This is a genomic window from Nocardia sp. MH4 (assembly GCF_019266065.1).
Classification (GTDB): Bacteria; Actinomycetota; Actinomycetes; order Mycobacteriales; family Mycobacteriaceae; genus Nocardia; species Nocardia canadensis.
The window spans coordinates 457,414-473,567 of the sequence record NZ_LPNR01000112.1 but is presented as its reverse complement, the minus strand read 5'-3'; the positions used below and the strand labels follow the sequence as shown (position 1 = coordinate 473,567).

The window sequence follows — 16,154 nt, the reverse complement described above, 5'->3', positions numbered from 1 at the left end:
TCGCTCCTACGCGGCGTGGGTGAGTCGGCTGGCGGAGGCCCCGATGGCCGGGCGGTCCCCGACCAGGGTGCGCATGAATCGGTCCTGTTCTCGGGCGCCGCGAGTGGCCGCACGGTCGAGGCCGCCGGGGAGTACGCGGGCGGCCGAGCGGACGAGGTTCGGGGGGATCCGGATCGCCGGGTACCAGGGGATGATCACTGTCGGGAGACCGAGCGCGCGCATCGTGTGGCGACCGAGGAAGGTGCCGGTGACCGACAGGTGCTGGGCGTAGGCCAGGCGTCGGCGGACGGTGGGGAGCCGGTCGTAGTTCCACGACAGCGGATCTCGGGACATCGGGATCGCGAGCCGGCGGGTCGACTCGTCCGGGTCGGCCAAGGCCGACAGGGTGTGCACCAGCACGCGCACGCCGTCGCGGAACGAATGCGGCAGCCACTGCTCCTCGACGCCGAGCAGGCTGCCGACGTAGCGCACGAGATGTGCGACGGCGTCGGCTTCGGACGGGGTGAGCAGCACGCCCATCCCCATCGCCCCGATCGCCGGCGCGATGAAGGCGCCGACCAGCGTGGCGGCCATGTCGGTCTGGTTGATCGGCAGGCCCCAATCCTCGGTTTGCCAGTCCGGCATCGCGGTGACGTGGCGACGCACGAACGCGTGGATGAGCCGCACCCGGATCGTGGACCGATAGCCGAGCCCGAGCGGGGACAACCCGTCCTCGGACAGCACGTCCATGGCCCACTGCATCGTCTCGGCCCAGCGCTGATTGGACCCCTTCTCCAGGGCGCCCGTACGCAGGAGGGTCTTGTTGAAACCGGAGAACTGGTAGCCGCCAAGCATGGCGACATCGCGTGCGATGTACATGCCGTCGGCGCCGCTGCTGAGCAGCACCTTGGCCCCGCGTACCAGCTTGTCGTGATCGACCCACGTGGGCACCGTCTCGACCCGGGCGAAGAACTCGCGCAAGGGTTCCGGGGCATCCGGCACCGCGGCGATGCCGTGGGTGAGCGCCCGGTCGAACAGCGGGCGCAACTGTTTGCTGCCCGCGGTGACCATCCACTCGACCAGCCGATCCATCGGTTCGTCCCCGACGAGCAGTCCCTCGCCGAGGCGCCGCCACTGGTCCGCGTCGGGACTCCGGACACCCAGTGACGCCGCGAAACCGCCGACGATCGCCGGGGTGCGGTGGGGTCGGTCCGGGTGTCGGGTGGGAACGGTACGCATCGGCACTCCTCGTTGAGCGTCGGAAACTGGATAACAACTGATATCCAAAGTAGGTCGCCTGCTAAAGTGCTGTCAATGGCGCGTGCGGAGGTGGTCCGGCCCTATCGGGGGATGAGCGCGGCGAACCGACGAGACGAACGCCGCGACAAGCTGCTGGCCGCGGGTCGGCAGGTGTGGGGCGAAGTCGGCCTGACCGAGGTCACCGTGCGCCGCGTGTGTGCCGCGTCGGGGTTGACGCCGCGCTACTTCTACGAGCAGTTCGCCACCAGGGACGCGCTGGTACTCGCGGTCGCCGAGCAGGTGCACGAGGAGCTGGCCACCACGCTGGTCGAGGCCAGTCAGGCCGAGCCGGGTGGCCTGAAACGCAAGCTGGCGCGCGCGTTGACGGCCTATCTCGACGCCATCGCCGCCGACCCGCACCTGCACCGCATCCTCACCAGTGACACCCACGGCACCGCCGGCCTCGAGGAACTGCGTGCGCGCTCGGTCGGCATCGTCACCGATCTCGTCGTGCAGTACAGCGCGGAGTTCCTCGACACCCCCGCCACGCCGGAGAGCCGGCGCCGGGAAGCGCTGTTCGTCGTCGGCGGGATCAATCAGCTCATCGATGCCTGGCTGCGCGACCCGCGTCAGTCGAGTGCCGAATTGGCCTCGCTCTGTACCGAACTCGCCCTCGCCGTGGCGACGCGAGCGGGCTGACCGGCGTTCGCCGGTCCGTGGGTTGCGGCACGCAGGGCCGTGTGGTGAACAGCCTCGCGCTCAGCGGACGCGCTGGCGCCGGTAGGCCGAGGGTGTGGTGCCGGTCCAGCGCTTGAACGCGTGGATGAACGGTGTCGCCTCGGCGTAGCCCAAGCGCACGGCGATGTCGTCGATCGACAGCGGGGTGCCGGTGAGCATCTCCTCGGCCAGCGCGCAGCGGACCTCGTCGACCAGCGCTCGATAGCCGGTGCCCGCTGCGGTGAGGCGCCGTCGGAGCGTGCGGGGGCTCGTGCCCAACTCGCGCGCGACGACCTCGATGGTCGGCGGGGACGGGATGAGCGCGGTATCCCCGCCGGGCAGAATCAGTGCGCGCACCTCTGCGGTGATGCCGGTGCGCGCGGTGCGTTGTTGCAGGAGCTCGGCGCACTGCGCCACGCACAGGCTCCAGGTCTGGGCATTCGCCTGGGGGAGTGCCTGGGCCAGGATCGTGGGGTCGAGGGTGAAGACCGTGTGCGCGCGGCCGAATTCCGGTGCGACGCCCAGGATCTCGTGCAGGCGGTCGGCGCTGTCGCCCGTCTCGAAGTCGAACTCGATCCGCGCGACGGTGAGTTCGTGGCCGAGCAGATCGCCCAGCACCCGATGCATCGCGACCACGTCGCGTTCGACGAGGAACCGCGCCACGTCGGCGGGAACGAGGTCGTGGTGGATCCAGGCCAGCACGCCGTCGTCGCCGGATTCGACGACGGGGGTACAGAATCCGTAGCCCAGCTGATAGTAGCGGAGGGCCAGCGAGATCGCTTCGCGCAGTGTCGGACTGGTGACGCAGGCGAAGCCGAAGATGCCGAAGGTGGAGAGCCGGTAGCGGCGGCCGACCTGCGCGCCCAGCGCGGGCACGTCGGCGAGTTCGCGCACGAGATTGCGCACGACGACGAGTTCGGTCACGGCCGGCACCTGCAGCTCGGGAGAGGTCAGGGCCGCCGGGGCGAGGCCGGTGCCCGCCAGGACACGATCGGCGTCGACACCGTGCTCGGCGGCGAAGTCCGCCATCACCGCGATGCTGGCGATGCCGCGCGGAAAGTCCCAGGTCCGGATGTCCGGCTCTTCGACGGTGCGCATCCGGCCATTATGGCCGAAAGTATTGATTCTCTGGCCGTCGTTGTTTGTGCTCGGTGTTCACGCGGGTCGTAGCGTTGACGGTGGCATCAGCGACAGAGGAGTCCTGGCATGAGCGCGCGCACCACCCCCTCGATCGTCATCATCGGGACCGGCTTCGGCGGCCTCGGCATGGCCATGGAACTGCAGAAGGCCGGGTTCGACGACGTGACCCTGCTGGAACGGGCGGCCGACGTCGGTGGGGTGTGGCGGGAGAACACCTACCCGGGCGCCGGGTGCGACATCCCGTCGCCGCTGTACTCCTACTCCTACGAACCCAGGACCGACTGGCCCAAGCGGTTCTCCGAGCAGCCCGACATCCAGGCGTATCTGCGCGGGGTGGCCGAGAAGCGGGGGCTGATGTCGAAGATCCGGTTCGGCGCCGAGGTCACCGCCGCGGAGTTCGACGATGTCAGGGGCACCTGGACGGTCAGCACCGCCGACGGCGCGACGATCAGCGCCGATGTGCTCGTTCCCGCGGTGGGTCAGCTGTCCCGCCCGGCCTGGCCGACGATCCCGGGGATCGACGACTTCCAAGGCGAGTCGTTCCACTCGGCCGAGTGGAATCACGACGTCGAGCTGACCGGCAAGCGGGTCGCGGTGATCGGGACCGGTGCCAGCGCCATCCAATTCGTGCCCGCCATCCAGCCGAGGGTGCGGCAGCTGACGCTGTTCCAGCGGTCGGCCGCGTGGGTGCTGCCCAAGCCCGATGTCGAGTACCGGCCCTGGCATCACACTGTGTTCGCGCGCGTGCCCCCGGTCCGGCTGGCGGAGCGATTCGCGTTCTGGGCACTGTGCGAGTTCCTGTCGCTGGGCATCGTCGATGTCCCCGCGATCCGGCCGCTGGTGACCGGTATCGCCACCCGGCACCTGGAGAAGCAGGTGCCGGACCCGACGTTGCGGGCCGCGCTGCTGCCCGACTATCCGGCCGGATGCAAGCGGGGGCTGTTCTCCAACAACTACTTTCCGGCGCTCACCCAGCCGAACGCGCATGTCGAGACGAGCGCCATCAGTGAGATCGTGCCCGAGGGCATCCGCACGGCCGACGGCGTCGTCCACGGCGCGGACGTGATCATCTACGGCACCGGGTTCAAGGGCACCGAATTCCTGTGGCCGATGCGGATCGTCGGCCGGGGTGGCCGCGAGCTCGAGGACGCGTGGGACGGTGGCGCGCGCGCCTACCAGGGCATGTCCGTGCCCGGGTTCCCGAACATGTTCCTCGTCTACGGCCCGAACACCAATCTCGGCGTGGGGTCGATCGTGTACATGATCGAATCCCAGGCCCGCTACATTCGGCAGGCCGTCCAGCAGATCGCCCGCCATCCCGGGCGGGTGCTCGACGTGCGGCCCGACGTGGCCGAGGAATACGACGTCCGGGTGCAGCGACGGCTGGAACGGACACCGTGGACCCGCTGTTCGAGCTGGTACCGCACCGCGGCCGGGCGCGTCACCAACAACTGGCCGGGCACCGTGACCAGCTACCGCCGCCGCACCCGCACCTTCGCGCTGTCGGACTACCGGGTGGTCCCCACTGCGGGTGAGCGCCCCAGGCAGTGACGAACAGCCGATCGGCGAGTACCCGATCGACACCCCGGAGCAGGTGCGGGGAACGCCTCGGTGAGGCGCGCGTGGGACCGAAGGTTTCTCCAGCAGCACCGGCGTGGTCCCGGGCACGGCGCCGCCGACCGTCGAGTGGACGGCGGCGAACCGTAGCGTCGTCCGGCGTCGGGTCGGGTTCCTGCACGGGCGGGAGCGCTGAGGACAGCGCGCGTGTCAGACTGACGGCGTGAGCGGGCCGGTGAAAGAACCCAGTGTGGCGCAACCGAGCGGAAAGTCGCCGCGTGATCGCGGGGACGTGATCGGGGGCGGGCTGCTGTGGCTGGCGAAGTGGTCGCTGTGCATCGTGGCGATCGCGGCGGGCGCGTGGGTGCTGGGTTCGATCGCCGCCCGCCTGTGGGTGGTGATCCTGCCCGTCGCGCTGGCGACCGTGGTGGCCACGATCCTGTGGCCGCCGACCCGCTGGCTCACCAGGCACCGGTGGCCGCCCGCGCTGGCCGCGACGGCGACCCTGCTGGGATTCCTCGGGTTGGTGGCCGGGGTCGTCGCGCTGATCGTGCCGTCGGTGGCCGAGCAGGCGCCCGAACTCGTCGACAAGTCCACCGCCGGTGTCAATCAGGTCCGTGACTGGATTCAGGGACCGCCGTTGCGGCTGCGCGACGAGCAACTCGATTCCGCGGTCGACGCGATCGTGGCGCGCCTGCAGTCCAGTGGCTCGCAGATCGCCAACGGCGTGTTCACCGGCGTCTCCACCGCGACATCGTTCCTGATCACCGTGTTCTTGGTGCTGGTGCTGGTGTTCTTCTTCCTCAAGGACGGTCCTCGGCTGCTGCCGTGGATGCACGGGGTGTTCGGACAGCGCAGCGGCCGCCATGTCGAGGCTGTGCTCGAGCGGGTCTGGGCGACGCTGGGCGGATTCATCCGGACCCAGGCGGTCGTCAGCATGGTCGACGCCCTCTGCATCGGCACGGCGCTGTTCATCCTCGACGTCCCCCTGGCGCTGGTGCTGTCGGTGATCACCTTCATCGGTGGCTTCGTACCGATGGTCGGCGCCTTCGTCGCCGGTGCGCTCGCGGTGCTGGTCGCGCTGGTCGGCAACGGGTTCACCACCGCCGTGATCGTGCTCGGCATCGTCATCGCGGTGCAGCAGCTGGAAGGCAATGTGCTGCAACCGGTCCTGCAGAGCCGCAGCATGGAGCTGCACGCGGTGATCGTGCTGCTGGCGGTCACCGCGGGCGGCTCGCTCTACGGCATCACCGGCGCGTTCCTCGCGGTGCCGGTCGTCGCGATGGTCGCCGTGGTCATTCGCTACATCGGCGAGCAGATCGACGCCGCCACCGGATCAGCGCGGGCGGCGGCCGCCGAAACGGACAGCGACGCGCCCGTGCCCGAACCGGGTACCTGAGCGGATTCCTGGGCGATCAGCGCGCGGACCTGCGCCGGATCGCCGGGTTCGTGACTCGACACCGGCTCGCCGGGGTTCACGACAGCGACCACCTGGTCTACGGTGAAGGTGTCGCCTGTGGAGACGTCGTCACGGATGACTGTGCCGCGGTCGCGGTGGGAAGTACCTCGTCGAATCCCTGCAAAGGAGGCGGGCGGTGGGCAGGCACGCGGACGTACTCACGGTCGGCGTCGAAGAGGAATTCCTGTTGACCGACCCCGGCACCGGCGCCCCGGCCGCGAAGAACAGCCAGGTCGCCGAGACCGCGCGGCGGGCCGGGATCGACCTGCAACTGGAGCTGACGCGCTGCCAGGTCGAAACCAGCAGCCGGGTGCACTCCGACATCGGGGAATTGCTGGGGGAGTTGCGCACATCCCGGCGCCGGGTCGCCGAGTGCGCGGCGGAGCACGATGCGCGGCTGCTGGCGGTGGCGATCCCGCCGACCGTCCCCGACCGGTTCCCGGTGACCGACACCCCGCGCTATCAGCGGATCGCGCACGCGTTCGGGATGATCGCCCACGAGCAGGGGCTGTGTGGTTGCCATGTCCATGTCGGTGTGCCCGACCGCGAGACCGCGGTGCTCGTCGGTAACTACGTGCGGCCCTGGCTGCCGGTGCTGCTGGCCACGACCGCGAACTCGGCGATCTATCGCGGCGCCGAGACCGGCTACGCGAGCTGGCGCAGCATCCTGTGGCGACGCTGGCCCAGCGCAGGCCCACCGCCCTATTTCGCCTCGCTCGAAGACTTCGAGTCGATCGTGGCGATGATGCGGGCCAGCGGCAGCATCCTGGACAACAAGATGGTCTATTGGGACATCCGCCCCTCGGAGTCGTTCCCGACCGTGGAAGTCCGGGTCAGCGATGTCCCGGCCACCGCGGCGGAGTCCGCGCTGCTGGCGGCGTTGATCCGGGGGATCGTGAGCTCGGGACTGCGGTCGATCGCGCGCCATGAACCCGCGTTCGCGGTGTCGGGGGAGGTGCTGCGGACGGCGTACTGGAACGCTGCGCATTCCGGCCTGGACGGCAACGGGCTCGATATGGCGAAGGGCCGGGTGGTCCCGCATCTGGAGTTGCTGCATCGGCTCGTCGACCACATCGCCACCGCGCTGGACGACAGCGGGGACCGCGAGTTCGTCGTCGAGGCGATCGACGCGCTGGCCGGCCGCGGCAACGGCGCGCGGCGCCAGCTCGAGGCGTTCCGCGCTCGGCGCGACGTCGCCGATGTGGTCGCCGCATCGGCGCGGGCGACGCTGGAGGGATGCTGACGAGGTCCCGGCGCACGGGTGTTTGTCGCGACGAGACCCGGGTATCGCGGCAAGTGGGTCCCCAAGACGGCCCACGGTCACGATGTGGCCGAGCGAACGTCTGAAAGGAATGCCGCGATGAGCTTTGCGGACAAGGCGAAGAACAAGGCCGAGGAATTGGCGGGTAAGGCCAAGGAGGCTGCCGGCAAGGCCACCGACGACCGGGACCTGGAGAACGAAGGTCGCGGGGAACAGGCCAAGTCCAACCTGAAGGACGCCGGCGAGAAGGTGAAGGACGCCTTCCGGAACTGACGCACCTGCTCTCTCCCGCGGGGGCACCGGCTCGACTGCCGGTGCCCCCGCGGCGCGCGGTGGGCGCCGCTGATCGCCGGTTTGCCGAAACCGCAACTTCGCGTGCCAGATCGTGGTGGGCGTGGCGAAACTGGGAGAGCGCGGGCCGATGCTCGCGACGAAAGGAGACCTTCGTGCCCACGCCGCGCCGCACCCGCCGCAGGGACACCCCGCCGCCGCGAACCGGTGGCGACGAGAAACAGGTCCTGCGCGGATTCCTCGACTATCTACGGACCTCGATCGCCGCGAAAGTCGACGGCGCCCCCGACGCGCAGGCGCGCACGCCCGCGGTGCCGTCGGGCACGAATCTGCTCGGCCTGCTGGCGCACCTGACCTCCGTCGAACGCGCGATGTTCCTCGGCGACACCGTGACCGACTGGCCCGCGACCTTCCACGTCGCTGCCGAGGACAAGGTGGACGACGTCGTCGCCCGCTACCGCGCCGCGGTCGAGCGCGCGAACGAGATCCTCGACGGCTGTACCGATCTCGGCGCGCCGGTGCCGCGGGCCGGGCGACCCGCTCCCAGCGTCCGCTGGGCGCTGACCCACATGATCGAGGAGACCGGCAGGCACGCGGGCCACGCCGATATCCTCCGCGAACTGATCGACGGCACCACCGGCCGCTGACCTTCCGGGCAGAGATCGGATGGCCCCCGCCGAGGCCGGACGGCTACCGGCCGCCCACGCGGGCCACCGCCCGGACCGGCGCTCCGTCCGCTGCGCTGAGACGCAGGGGGAACAGCGAGACCTCGATGGTGGCGCCCGCCGACTGAGCGGCCAGCAGCCGGTCGAGACCGGTGAGGTTCTCGGCGATCACCGCGTGCGCGCCGCACAGGATCCGGTGCGCCGGGAGGGCGAGATCTTCGGCCTCGGACGGATCGATGCTGGGTGCGTCGATGCCGACGGTGCGGATTCCCTTGTCCACCAGCATCTGTGCCGCTGCGGGGTCCAGAGAGGGGTGGGTGAGATAGGCGTCGGTGCCCCAGCGCGACGACCATCCGGTGGCGATCAGGACGACGGCGCCCGGCACCGGATCGATATCGAAGAGCTCGACCCCGATCACGCCGCGGGCGGGCACGGACCCGGCGTCGACGATGTACGCGGGCCCGGTGAAGCGTTCGAGCGGGAGTTCGTCGAGCGTGGGCAGGCTGTCGTCGAGATGAGCGGGCGCGTCGACATGGGTTCCGGATTGCGATCCGAGGTGGACGCGCAGCACGTTGACCCCGTCGGTGGCGACCCGAAGGGCCGGTTCCAGGCGGACTTCCGGGTCGCCGGGAAACACGGGCATCCCCGTGTGGATCGGCTGGGTCAGGTCGATCAGGCGCACACCGGGAGCTTACGAACAGGTCCGGCGCTTCGCCGGTGCGGCACGCGCGCCGAATAATCATTAGCCCGCCACATCATTGCCCGATAGCCTGGTGAGACCCGCGGATGAGCTCTGGGGAGGAGCGAAACGATGTGGAACTGGGGAAAATCCGTCGCCGAACACGCGGCGGCCGCCGCCTGGACGACCTGGCCGCCCGCCGAGACTCGACCGACCATCGTGGACCCGCCGTCGTGGGGATCCGAGCCCGGCATCACCGGACCGAGCGCGGACAAGTGAGCGGCCGAGGTCGAGCCGGCCGTTTTCACTGTGCTGTCACGGCTCGCGGCCGGGATCGGCCAGACCGGACCCGGTGACGAGCGGAAGGTCGAGCGTGGTGCGGATGCCCGGCGGTGCGGCGACGACGGCCGGAATGGCATTGACCACCCGCATCGCCGTGCCGACCAGACTGGCGTGATTGTGGTCGCCGCGGTCGCTGAACATCGCCAGATCCAAGGTGTAGTTCGGCTCACCGGTGATCTCGACGCGGTAGGACCCGCCGGCCCGGGCGGGCTGCGGCCAGTCGGGGGCGAGGTCGGCGCGCAGCCGGGTGACATGCTCGAGCACGGTGACGACCCGGTCGCCGACCATGCCGCGGACCTCGAACCGCAGAGCCGCGGCCGTGCCCGCGGGGATGGTGCCCGAGTCGATGTCGAAGGTCTCCGGCGCGGGCAGTCGCTCGAAACGCTCGGTGACGCTGTCGAGTTCGATCGCCAGCCCCGCGGCGAGCTGGCGCACCACGCTGCCCCAGGCCAGCGACAGCACGCCCGGTTGCAGCAGCAGGGGAGTCTCGTCCATCGGCTTGCCGAAGCCCATGATGTCGAACATGACCGCGGGATTGTCGTAGGTGGAGTAGTCGACGATCTCGAGACAGCGCACCTGCTCGACGTAGCGGCAGGTGCCCAGCAGGGCCAGCGGCAGCAGATCGTTGGCGAAGCCGGGGTCGATGCCGTTGACGAACAGCGACGCATCGCCCTGCGCCGCAGCCTGTTCCACCGGCGCCAGCAGGTCCGTCGGCAGCACCTGCCACGGATACTGGAGGAACACCGGGGCGCTGGCCACCACATTGATCCCGGCGGCGAGCAGGGCGCGCAGATCCGCGAGCGCCTCCAGCAACCGGTTGTCGGTCATGGCGGTGTAGACCACGCAGTCGGGCCGCAGCGCCAAGACGTCGGCGAGCTCGGTGGTCGCGAGGATGCCGGTGGGCGTGGATGTTCCGGCGAGTTCGGCGGCGTCGCGCCCGGCCTTGTCGGACCCGGACACGTGCACACCGACCAGCTCGAACCGGGGGTCGGCGAGCACTCCCGCCAGGGCGTGCCTGCCGACATTGCCGGTGCCCCAGTGCACTACACGATGAACCATGGTGTCGTCCTCACAGATCCGGCAGGGGAATGGTCAGATTCGGCGCGATGAGCCCACCGTCGACCTCGAGCACCTTCCCGGTGAGGAAGGCGCCCGCGGGCGAGGCGAGAAACAGCGCGGCCGCGGCGATATCGCCGGGCTCGCCGAGGCGCTGCAAGGGCGTCGCCTGCTCCATCGCCGTGCGCATCTGCTGGTTGCCCGCGACGATGTCGAGCGCGGAGGTCAGAATCGAGCCGGGCGCGATCGCGTTGACCCGGATGCGGGGGCTGAGATCCATGGCGGCGCTGCGGGTGTAGTGGGCCAGCGCGGCCTTGGCGGTGGCGTAGGCGGCGAAGGCGCGTCCCGGCAGTCTGCCCATCGTCGAGGTGATGTTGATGATCGAGCCACCGCCGGCGGTGTCGAGCATTCTCGGCACCGCGGCACGCACCAGGGCGTGCGCCGTCCCGACATTGAAGGCGAAGGCCTCGGCGAGATCGCTGGGGGAGGTGTCGAGCAACGGTCTCGGCAGCGCCCCGCCCACATTGTTGACGACGACATCCAGTCGGCCGAACTGCGCGGTCGCGGCGTCGGCCAGCGCGGTGACGGCGTCCGGGTCGGCGAGGTCGGCGACCACGACGTGCGCGCGCCGACCGGCCGCCTCGACCTGGTCGGCGACCCGCCGCAGGTCGGCCTCGGTGCGCGCGGCGATCACCACGTCGGCACCGGCCTCGGCGAAACCGGTCGCGATCGCGGCGCCGAGGCCACGCCCCGCCCCGGTGACGATGGCTACCCGGTCGTTCAGACGGAATTGGTCGAGGATCATGAGCACCTCTCGTGCGTCGAATATTCGACTAATATGTGGCGAATAGTCGAAGCAGTGTAGGGCGGGCCGTACCCGCAGACAAGAGGGTGTCATGCCGGAATCCGCGTCGCCGCCGACCCGTCGGGTCATCGAGGTGATGGAACTGCTGACCCGCAGCGACCGCGCGCTGACCGTCTCGGAGATCGCGTCGGCGCTCTCATCGGCGCGTGCCACGATCACCGCCGTGCTGACCGAGCTGACCGAGGCGGGCTGGGTGCGCCGCGACCGCGATCGTCGGTTCGGCCCCGGACCCGCGCTCGCCGCGCTCGCGCCCGCCGACCCCGAGATCCCGGCTGCGGCGGTGAGTGCCGCGCTACGGGAACTGGCCGCGGCCGCGCACTGCGGTGTGACACTGAGCCGGATCGCCGACGGGCGGCTCACCGTGGTGGCCAAGGAATACGCGGCGGGCGCGCGCATCGTGCCCGGACTCGCTGTGGGACAGTCCATTCCGCTGTCCTATCCGGCGGGCGCCGCCGTGATGCCGTGGCGCGGGGAGCCCGAACGCCGGACGTGGCTGGCGACGGCGACCGGCCCGGCGCGGCGGAGCGCGCCGGCGCTGCTGCGGTTCGTCACCACCCACGGCTGTGCGATCTTTCGCCCCGATTCCGACGACGCCGGCGTGGTGGAGGTGCTCGCGGAGTTGCTCGGCGCGGTCGGCGGCGAGGTGGTCCAGGCGGAACTCCGTGCCCGGGTGCTGCGGCAGCTGGCCCGGCTGACCGCGCGTCCCTACCGGGAAGCCGACCTCGCGGACGAGGAGGCGCTGCCCGTGGGCTACCTGTCGGCGCCGGTGCTCGCCGGTGCCGGCGCGCCCTACGAGGTCCAGATCGGTCTGCTGCGCTCCGCGGTCGGCCAGGCCGATCGCGCGCGATACGTCGACATGATCCGCACCGGCGCCGCGGCGCTGTCGGCCGCGCTCGGACGGCGGGCCTGACCAGCGCGGCGGAGCGCGTCCGCGGCTCAGGTCCCGACCGGCTGATTACCTTTCGCCATTGTGGCTATGCCCCCTGTGTCGGGCTCTAGCGGCTCGGGTACGCCCACAGGAACGAGAGTGATCATGTATTTGCGAGCAACGATCGTGGCGACAACGCTGATCCTGGCCATGATGGGCGGGACAGCGGGATGCGCCGAAGTGGAGAAGGCCGTCAACAAGGGCGGTGACACGAGGTGCAGCGAGTACGTCGCCCAGGATTCCGCCAAGAAGCACACCACGGTGACGAAAATGCTCGAAGAAGAGGGCCGGGAGAGTACGGCCTCGGACCAGAACGCGGTCGACCTGGCGGTCGCCGCCGTCAACCTGATGTGCGAGGCGCAGGCGAACCCGGACACACCTATCCGCGACGCGGATCTGACCGGGATCCTGGTGCCGAAGTGAGACCCGCCGACAGGCTTCGGCCTGCCCGCGCGCGGTGAGCTGGTCGAAGCGTCGGCATTGCCGGTCGTGCCCGGCGGCGCGGAGCTCCCAGGCGCGTGTCCCACTCGCCGGTCACCCGGTATCGACCCGGGGTGATTCCGTGGGACTGTGAGAGGTCGAGAACCATCGATCTCAGGAGGTCGCCGGGCATGCGGGGAATCAACCACATCGTCCTGTTCGTCGCGGATCTGCCGCGCAGTATCGCGTTCTACGAGGATGTGCTCGGATTCGAGCGGCTCGCCGAGGGATTTCCCGGCGGCGCGTTCCTGCGCCACCCCGGTTCGGCCAACGACCACGATCTCGGGCTCTTCCAGGCCAGGACCGCCGCGGCGGGGCCGGGCTCGGTCGGGCTCTATCACGTTGCGTGGGAAGTGGATACGTTGTCCGAGCTGGCCGCGGTGCGCGACGGCCTGACTGCCGCGCACGCGCTGACCGGGGCGAGCGATCACGGGTCGACCAAGGCGCTCTACGCCCGCGACCCCGACGGCATCGAGTTCGAGGTGTGCTGGCTGGTGCCCGACGAGCACGTCGAAGACGCCCTGGCTCCCGGCACCTCGCTGACCGCGCCCCTGGACATCGATGCCCAGATCCGCCGGTACGGTGCCGACACCCCGGGCGGTCCACGGACCGACCCCGCAGTGTGGGCACGCGTCGCGGCGCGCCGGGCGGCGCTGTCCGCAACGGCGGGGAGGCACTCATGACCCCGGCACCCGCAGATCTCGCGGCACTGCTGCGGCGCGTGGAGCTGATGGAGGACAAGTGGCAGATCCTGGAGCTGATCGCCGCCTACGGTCCCGCCGTGGACAGTGGATCCGCCGACGGCACGGCCGCGCTGTGGTCCGAAGACGGTGAGTACGACGTGGATTCGGGAATGCTGCGCGGGCGCGCCGAGGTGCGCGCGATGGTCGGCAGCGCGCCGCATCAGGGTTTCATCACCAACGGCTCGGCGCATCTGATCGGCCTGCCGCACGTCGAGGTCGACGGGGATCGCGCCGTGGCCATCGGACATTCGCAGCTGGTGCTGAAGGTTCCGGGCACGACAGCGCAGTTCCACGTCGCCCGGATCACCGCGAACCGCTGGGAACTGGTGAAGACCGGCGGTCGCTGGCAGGTACGGCGCCGCGTGGCCCGGTTGCTGGACGGCAGGCCCGAGGCGCGTGAGCTGCTCGGTGGCGTCGTCACCGGATCCGAGGGGCGGGACTGAGACCCATGGACATCGACAAGTACGGCCCCTGGGCGGTGATTGCGGGCGGGTCCGAAGGTGTCGGCGCTGAGTTCGCCGAGCAGCTCGCCCGGGCGGGTGTGCATCTGGTGCTGCTGGCGCGCAAGGAAGAACCGCTGCTGGCGACCGCCGAGGTCTGTCGCGCCCACGGCGTCGAGGTGCGCACGCTGTCGGTCGACCTGCTCGCCCCGGACGCGCTCGACCGCATCGCGGTACTCACCGACGACCTGGCCGTGGGCCTGCTGATCTACAACGCGGGCGCCAACACCTACGGCCACGAGTTCGTGACCGGTGACCTCGACCGATTCCGGGCGGTCATCGACCTGAACATCACCGCTCAGCTGACCCTGGTGCAACACTTCGGCGCTCCCATGCGGGAGCGGCGTCGCGGTGGCATCCTGCTGGTCGGTTCGCTCAGCGGATACCTGGGGTCGGCGCAGATCAGCGTCTACGCGGCGGCCAAGGCGTTCCTGCGCACCTTCGCCGAAGGGCTGTGGCTGGAAATGCGCGACCACGAGGTCGACGTGGTGCACCTGGTGCTCGGCGTGACCCGCACGCCCGCGATGGCCAGGGCCGGACTGCGGTGGGACCGGCCCGGCCTGCGGGTCTCCGAACCTCGCGAGGTCGCCGCGCAGGGGCTGGCGAGCCTGGCGAACGGCCCGGTGGTCGTGGTGGAGGAGTTCGCGGCGATCGCGGCCAAGCACAGCGGAACCGATCGGGCCGAGCTGCTGCTGGCCGCGAGCGCCGGGGCCGGGAAACTGCTGCCGCCGCCGGGTGCCCGGACGGTGACCGGATGAGGATCGGCATCGATACCCCGGTGGTGACACGGGTGCCGGGCGCGCACAGCCCGTGGGAGGAGTCGGCAGGCATTGCCGACCTCGCGCGGATCGCGGTCGCCGCGGACCGGCTCGGGTTCCACCATCTCACCTGCAGCGAGCACGTCGCGGTTCCGGCCGCGGTCGCCGCGGTGCGCGGGGCGACCTACTGGGATCCCCTGGCCACCCTCGGGTATCTGGCCGCGCGCACCGACCGGATCCGGCTGGCCACGAAGGTGCTGGTGCTCGGCTACCACCACCCACTCGAGATCGCCAAGCGGTACGGCACTCTCGACGTCGTGAGCGGCGGACGGTTGATCCTGGGACTGGGTGTCGGCTCACTGCGGGAGGAATTCGAGCTCCTCGACGTCGCGTTCGACGACCGCGGCGCGCGGGGTGACGCGGCGCTGATCGCCCTGCGCGCGGCGCTGTCGCAGCGTGTCCCGCACCACGAAGGTCCGTATCACCGGTTCACCGACATGGTGGTCGAACCGCACGCCGTTCAGGAGTCCGTGCCGCTGTGGATCGGTGGTCGCACGGCGCGCTCGCTGCGGCGCGCGGTGGATCTGGCCGACGGCTGGGTCCCGTTCGGGCTGACCTTCGACGAGATCGGCACGCTGCTGGCCCGTCGGCAGCCGCCCGCCGGCTTCGAGGTCGTCCTCTCGGCCGGCTCGCTGGATCCGCTCGGAAACCCCACGGGGACAAGGGCGAAGCTCGCGGCCGCGGCCCGCGCGGGCGCGACGGTGATCGGCGCCGCGTTGACGGCGACCTCGGCCGGGCACTACTGCGATCAGCTGGGCGCGCTGGCCGAGATCCGCGACGAGGACTCCGGGGCGGACGCGGTCCCCGGCAGATGAGCATCCATCCACCGCAGCATCCGATCGACCGAGTCGGCGCAGTCCGCACCCGCGTCGGACTCGGCCCACTCGATCAGGGCCGCGAACGTGGCGGACTGATAGGCGGTCGCGAGTGCCCGGCAGATGGCCGCGGGGGAGCCGGGTAGCCGACGGGCCAGATAGCCCGACAGCGTATCGATCCAGGGCTGGTAGATCCGGGGAGCGGTCGCGGCGAGTTCGGGCTCCGAGGAGATCAATCGCAGCCAGGCCGGTGCCAGCTCGTGGATCCGCGGATCGCGCGACACGGATTCGACGATCGCCGTCCGGACGACGAGCGCGGGCGGCGCGTCCTCGGCCGCGCCGGTGAGCACGTCGCGCAGGCGGTCGGTCGCCGGCGCGACACCCAGCCACGCGATCTCGGCGCGGGAAGAGAAGTGCCGCAGCAGGGTTCGCGTGCTGATTCCCGTGGCCTCGGCGAGGTCGTTCCAATTGGTGGTGGCGAAACCGCGGTCGGTCCATAGGCGCAGCGCACCCGCGGACACGGCCCGGGTGTCCAGCACCGAGGGGCGGCCGGGGCGGCGGGGAGCGGGCTGCGTCACGGCGAAAGCCAACCAGTTTTGGCGAAGTGTGTCAATATTGCG

The 16,154-nt window shown here is 70.5% G+C and carries 19 protein-coding genes; 13 read left to right on the top strand and 6 right to left on the bottom strand.

Going from position 1 to position 16,154, the window contains the following annotated elements; translation table 11 throughout:
• Window positions 1–6: 6 nt before the first annotated feature.
• Entirely contained in the window at window positions 7–1,218 is a 1,212-nt protein-coding gene (locus tag ATM97_RS24390) for an oxygenase MpaB family protein (protein WP_218720481.1), read from the bottom strand.
• A gap of 75 nt (window positions 1,219–1,293) precedes the next feature.
• On the opposite strand from ATM97_RS24390, the gene ATM97_RS24385 reads away from it, so the two are divergent.
• Window positions 1,294–1,917: a TetR/AcrR family transcriptional regulator gene (locus ATM97_RS24385; RefSeq protein WP_218720480.1), complete on the top strand. Its 624-nt coding sequence runs from the start codon at window positions 1,294–1,296 to the stop codon at window positions 1,915–1,917.
• Between the two features lie 60 nt (window positions 1,918–1,977).
• Here the strand turns inward: ATM97_RS24385 and ATM97_RS24380 are convergent, their stop codons facing one another.
• The gene (locus tag ATM97_RS24380) at window positions 1,978–3,033 is read right to left on the bottom strand and encodes an AraC family transcriptional regulator (protein ID WP_218720479.1); all 1,056 of its coding nucleotides are present in this window, start codon (window positions 3,031–3,033) and stop codon (window positions 1,978–1,980) included.
• A 108-nt stretch (window positions 3,034–3,141) separates the two neighbouring features.
• On the opposite strand from ATM97_RS24380, the gene ATM97_RS24375 reads away from it, so the two are divergent.
• The 5 genes from ATM97_RS24375 to ATM97_RS24355 all read left to right on the top strand — a co-directional run bounded on the left by ATM97_RS24375 (window position 3,142) and on the right by ATM97_RS24355 (window position 8,290).
• On the top strand, window positions 3,142–4,626 hold the full coding sequence (locus ATM97_RS24375; protein ID WP_218720477.1) for an NAD(P)/FAD-dependent oxidoreductase: 1,485 nt from the start codon (window positions 3,142–3,144) through the stop codon (window positions 4,624–4,626).
• Window positions 4,627–4,855: 229 nt separating this feature from the next.
• Complete coding sequence (locus ATM97_RS24370) at window positions 4,856–6,031, top strand: AI-2E family transporter (RefSeq protein ID WP_218720475.1); 1,176 nt, start codon at window positions 4,856–4,858, stop codon at window positions 6,029–6,031.
• Window positions 6,032–6,227: 196 nt separating this feature from the next.
• A complete protein-coding gene (locus ATM97_RS24365; protein WP_218720473.1) occupies window positions 6,228–7,334 on the top strand; it encodes a glutamate--cysteine ligase in 1,107 nt (368 codons plus the stop codon).
• 117 nt (window positions 7,335–7,451) lie between these two features.
• Entirely contained in the window at window positions 7,452–7,625 is a 174-nt protein-coding gene (locus ATM97_RS24360; RefSeq protein ID WP_218720471.1) for a CsbD family protein, read from the top strand.
• Between the two features lie 173 nt (window positions 7,626–7,798).
• Window positions 7,799–8,290, top strand: a complete 492-nt coding sequence (locus ATM97_RS24355; protein ID WP_218720469.1) for a DinB family protein — start codon at window positions 7,799–7,801, stop codon at window positions 8,288–8,290.
• Window positions 8,291–8,333: 43 nt separating this feature from the next.
• On the opposite strand, the gene ATM97_RS24350 is transcribed toward ATM97_RS24355, so the two are convergent.
• The gene (locus ATM97_RS24350) at window positions 8,334–8,990 is read right to left on the bottom strand and encodes a cyclase family protein (protein ID WP_218720467.1); all 657 of its coding nucleotides are present in this window, start codon (window positions 8,988–8,990) and stop codon (window positions 8,334–8,336) included.
• Between the two features lie 129 nt (window positions 8,991–9,119).
• Between ATM97_RS24350 and ATM97_RS24345 the strand changes: the two genes are divergently transcribed.
• On the top strand, window positions 9,120–9,266 hold the full coding sequence (locus tag ATM97_RS24345) for a hypothetical protein (RefSeq protein WP_218720466.1): 147 nt from the start codon (window positions 9,120–9,122) through the stop codon (window positions 9,264–9,266).
• Between the two features lie 36 nt (window positions 9,267–9,302).
• On the opposite strand, the gene ATM97_RS24340 is transcribed toward ATM97_RS24345, so the two are convergent.
• Both ATM97_RS24340 and ATM97_RS24335 read right to left on the bottom strand, forming a co-directional pair.
• Entirely contained in the window at window positions 9,303–10,388 is a 1,086-nt protein-coding gene (locus ATM97_RS24340; RefSeq protein ID WP_218720464.1) for a diacylglycerol kinase, read from the bottom strand.
• A 10-nt stretch (window positions 10,389–10,398) separates the two neighbouring features.
• Window positions 10,399–11,190, bottom strand: coding sequence for an SDR family oxidoreductase (locus ATM97_RS24335; RefSeq protein WP_218720462.1), 792 nt, complete (start codon window positions 11,188–11,190; stop codon window positions 10,399–10,401).
• Between the two features lie 91 nt (window positions 11,191–11,281).
• On the opposite strand from ATM97_RS24335, the gene ATM97_RS24330 reads away from it, so the two are divergent.
• From ATM97_RS24330 to ATM97_RS24305, 6 genes are all read left to right on the top strand, one after another.
• Window positions 11,282–12,160, top strand: a complete 879-nt coding sequence (locus ATM97_RS24330) for a helix-turn-helix domain-containing protein (protein WP_218720460.1) — start codon at window positions 11,282–11,284, stop codon at window positions 12,158–12,160.
• A gap of 123 nt (window positions 12,161–12,283) precedes the next feature.
• On the top strand, window positions 12,284–12,601 hold the full coding sequence (locus ATM97_RS24325; RefSeq protein WP_218720458.1) for a hypothetical protein: 318 nt from the start codon (window positions 12,284–12,286) through the stop codon (window positions 12,599–12,601).
• A 188-nt stretch (window positions 12,602–12,789) separates the two neighbouring features.
• Window positions 12,790–13,341: a VOC family protein gene (locus ATM97_RS24320; RefSeq protein WP_218720456.1), complete on the top strand. Its 552-nt coding sequence runs from the start codon at window positions 12,790–12,792 to the stop codon at window positions 13,339–13,341.
• The gene (locus ATM97_RS24315; RefSeq protein WP_218720454.1) at window positions 13,338–13,844 is read left to right on the top strand and encodes a nuclear transport factor 2 family protein; all 507 of its coding nucleotides are present in this window, start codon (window positions 13,338–13,340) and stop codon (window positions 13,842–13,844) included. The genes ATM97_RS24320 and ATM97_RS24315 overlap by 4 nt, the downstream gene beginning before the upstream one ends.
• A gap of 5 nt (window positions 13,845–13,849) precedes the next feature.
• Window positions 13,850–14,659 carry an SDR family oxidoreductase gene (locus ATM97_RS24310; protein ID WP_218720452.1) on the top strand — a complete coding sequence of 270 codons (810 nt, stop codon included), beginning with the start codon at window positions 13,850–13,852 and terminating at the stop codon, window positions 14,657–14,659.
• Window positions 14,656–15,534 (top strand): TIGR03619 family F420-dependent LLM class oxidoreductase, encoded by an 879-nt coding sequence (locus ATM97_RS24305; protein ID WP_218720450.1) that lies wholly within the window; start codon window positions 14,656–14,658, stop codon window positions 15,532–15,534. The genes ATM97_RS24310 and ATM97_RS24305 overlap by 4 nt, the downstream gene beginning before the upstream one ends.
• On the opposite strand, the gene ATM97_RS24300 is transcribed toward ATM97_RS24305, so the two are convergent.
• Window positions 15,468–16,112: a TetR family transcriptional regulator gene (locus ATM97_RS24300; RefSeq protein ID WP_308248601.1), complete on the bottom strand. Its 645-nt coding sequence runs from the start codon at window positions 16,110–16,112 to the stop codon at window positions 15,468–15,470. The two genes, ATM97_RS24305 and ATM97_RS24300, sit on opposite strands and share 67 nt — an antisense overlap.
• Between the last annotated feature and the right edge of the window lie 42 nt (window positions 16,113–16,154).

Coding starts and splice junctions, on each gene's coding strand:
- ATM97_RS24385 (WP_218720480.1), top strand. CDS start 1,294: ATGGCGCGTGCGGAGGTGGTCCGGCCCTATCGGGGGATGAGCGCGGCG.
- ATM97_RS24380 (WP_218720479.1), bottom strand. CDS start 3,033: ATGCGCACCGTCGAAGAGCCGGACATCCGGACCTGGGACTTTCCGCGC.
- ATM97_RS24390 (WP_218720481.1), bottom strand. CDS start 1,218: ATGCGTACCGTTCCCACCCGACACCCGGACCGACCCCACCGCACCCCG.
- ATM97_RS24360 (WP_218720471.1), top strand. CDS start 7,452: ATGAGCTTTGCGGACAAGGCGAAGAACAAGGCCGAGGAATTGGCGGGT.
- ATM97_RS24330 (WP_218720460.1), top strand. CDS start 11,282: ATGCCGGAATCCGCGTCGCCGCCGACCCGTCGGGTCATCGAGGTGATG.
- ATM97_RS24335 (WP_218720462.1), bottom strand. CDS start 11,190: ATGATCCTCGACCAATTCCGTCTGAACGACCGGGTAGCCATCGTCACC.
- ATM97_RS24340 (WP_218720464.1), bottom strand. CDS start 10,388: ATGGTTCATCGTGTAGTGCACTGGGGCACCGGCAATGTCGGCAGGCAC.
- ATM97_RS24305 (WP_218720450.1), top strand. CDS start 14,656: ATGAGGATCGGCATCGATACCCCGGTGGTGACACGGGTGCCGGGCGCG.
- ATM97_RS24320 (WP_218720456.1), top strand. CDS start 12,790: ATGCGGGGAATCAACCACATCGTCCTGTTCGTCGCGGATCTGCCGCGC.
- ATM97_RS24315 (WP_218720454.1), top strand. CDS start 13,338: ATGACCCCGGCACCCGCAGATCTCGCGGCACTGCTGCGGCGCGTGGAG.
- ATM97_RS24345 (WP_218720466.1), top strand. CDS start 9,120: ATGTGGAACTGGGGAAAATCCGTCGCCGAACACGCGGCGGCCGCCGCC.
- ATM97_RS24375 (WP_218720477.1), top strand. CDS start 3,142: ATGAGCGCGCGCACCACCCCCTCGATCGTCATCATCGGGACCGGCTTC.
- ATM97_RS24325 (WP_218720458.1), top strand. CDS start 12,284: ATGTATTTGCGAGCAACGATCGTGGCGACAACGCTGATCCTGGCCATG.
- ATM97_RS24310 (WP_218720452.1), top strand. CDS start 13,850: ATGGACATCGACAAGTACGGCCCCTGGGCGGTGATTGCGGGCGGGTCC.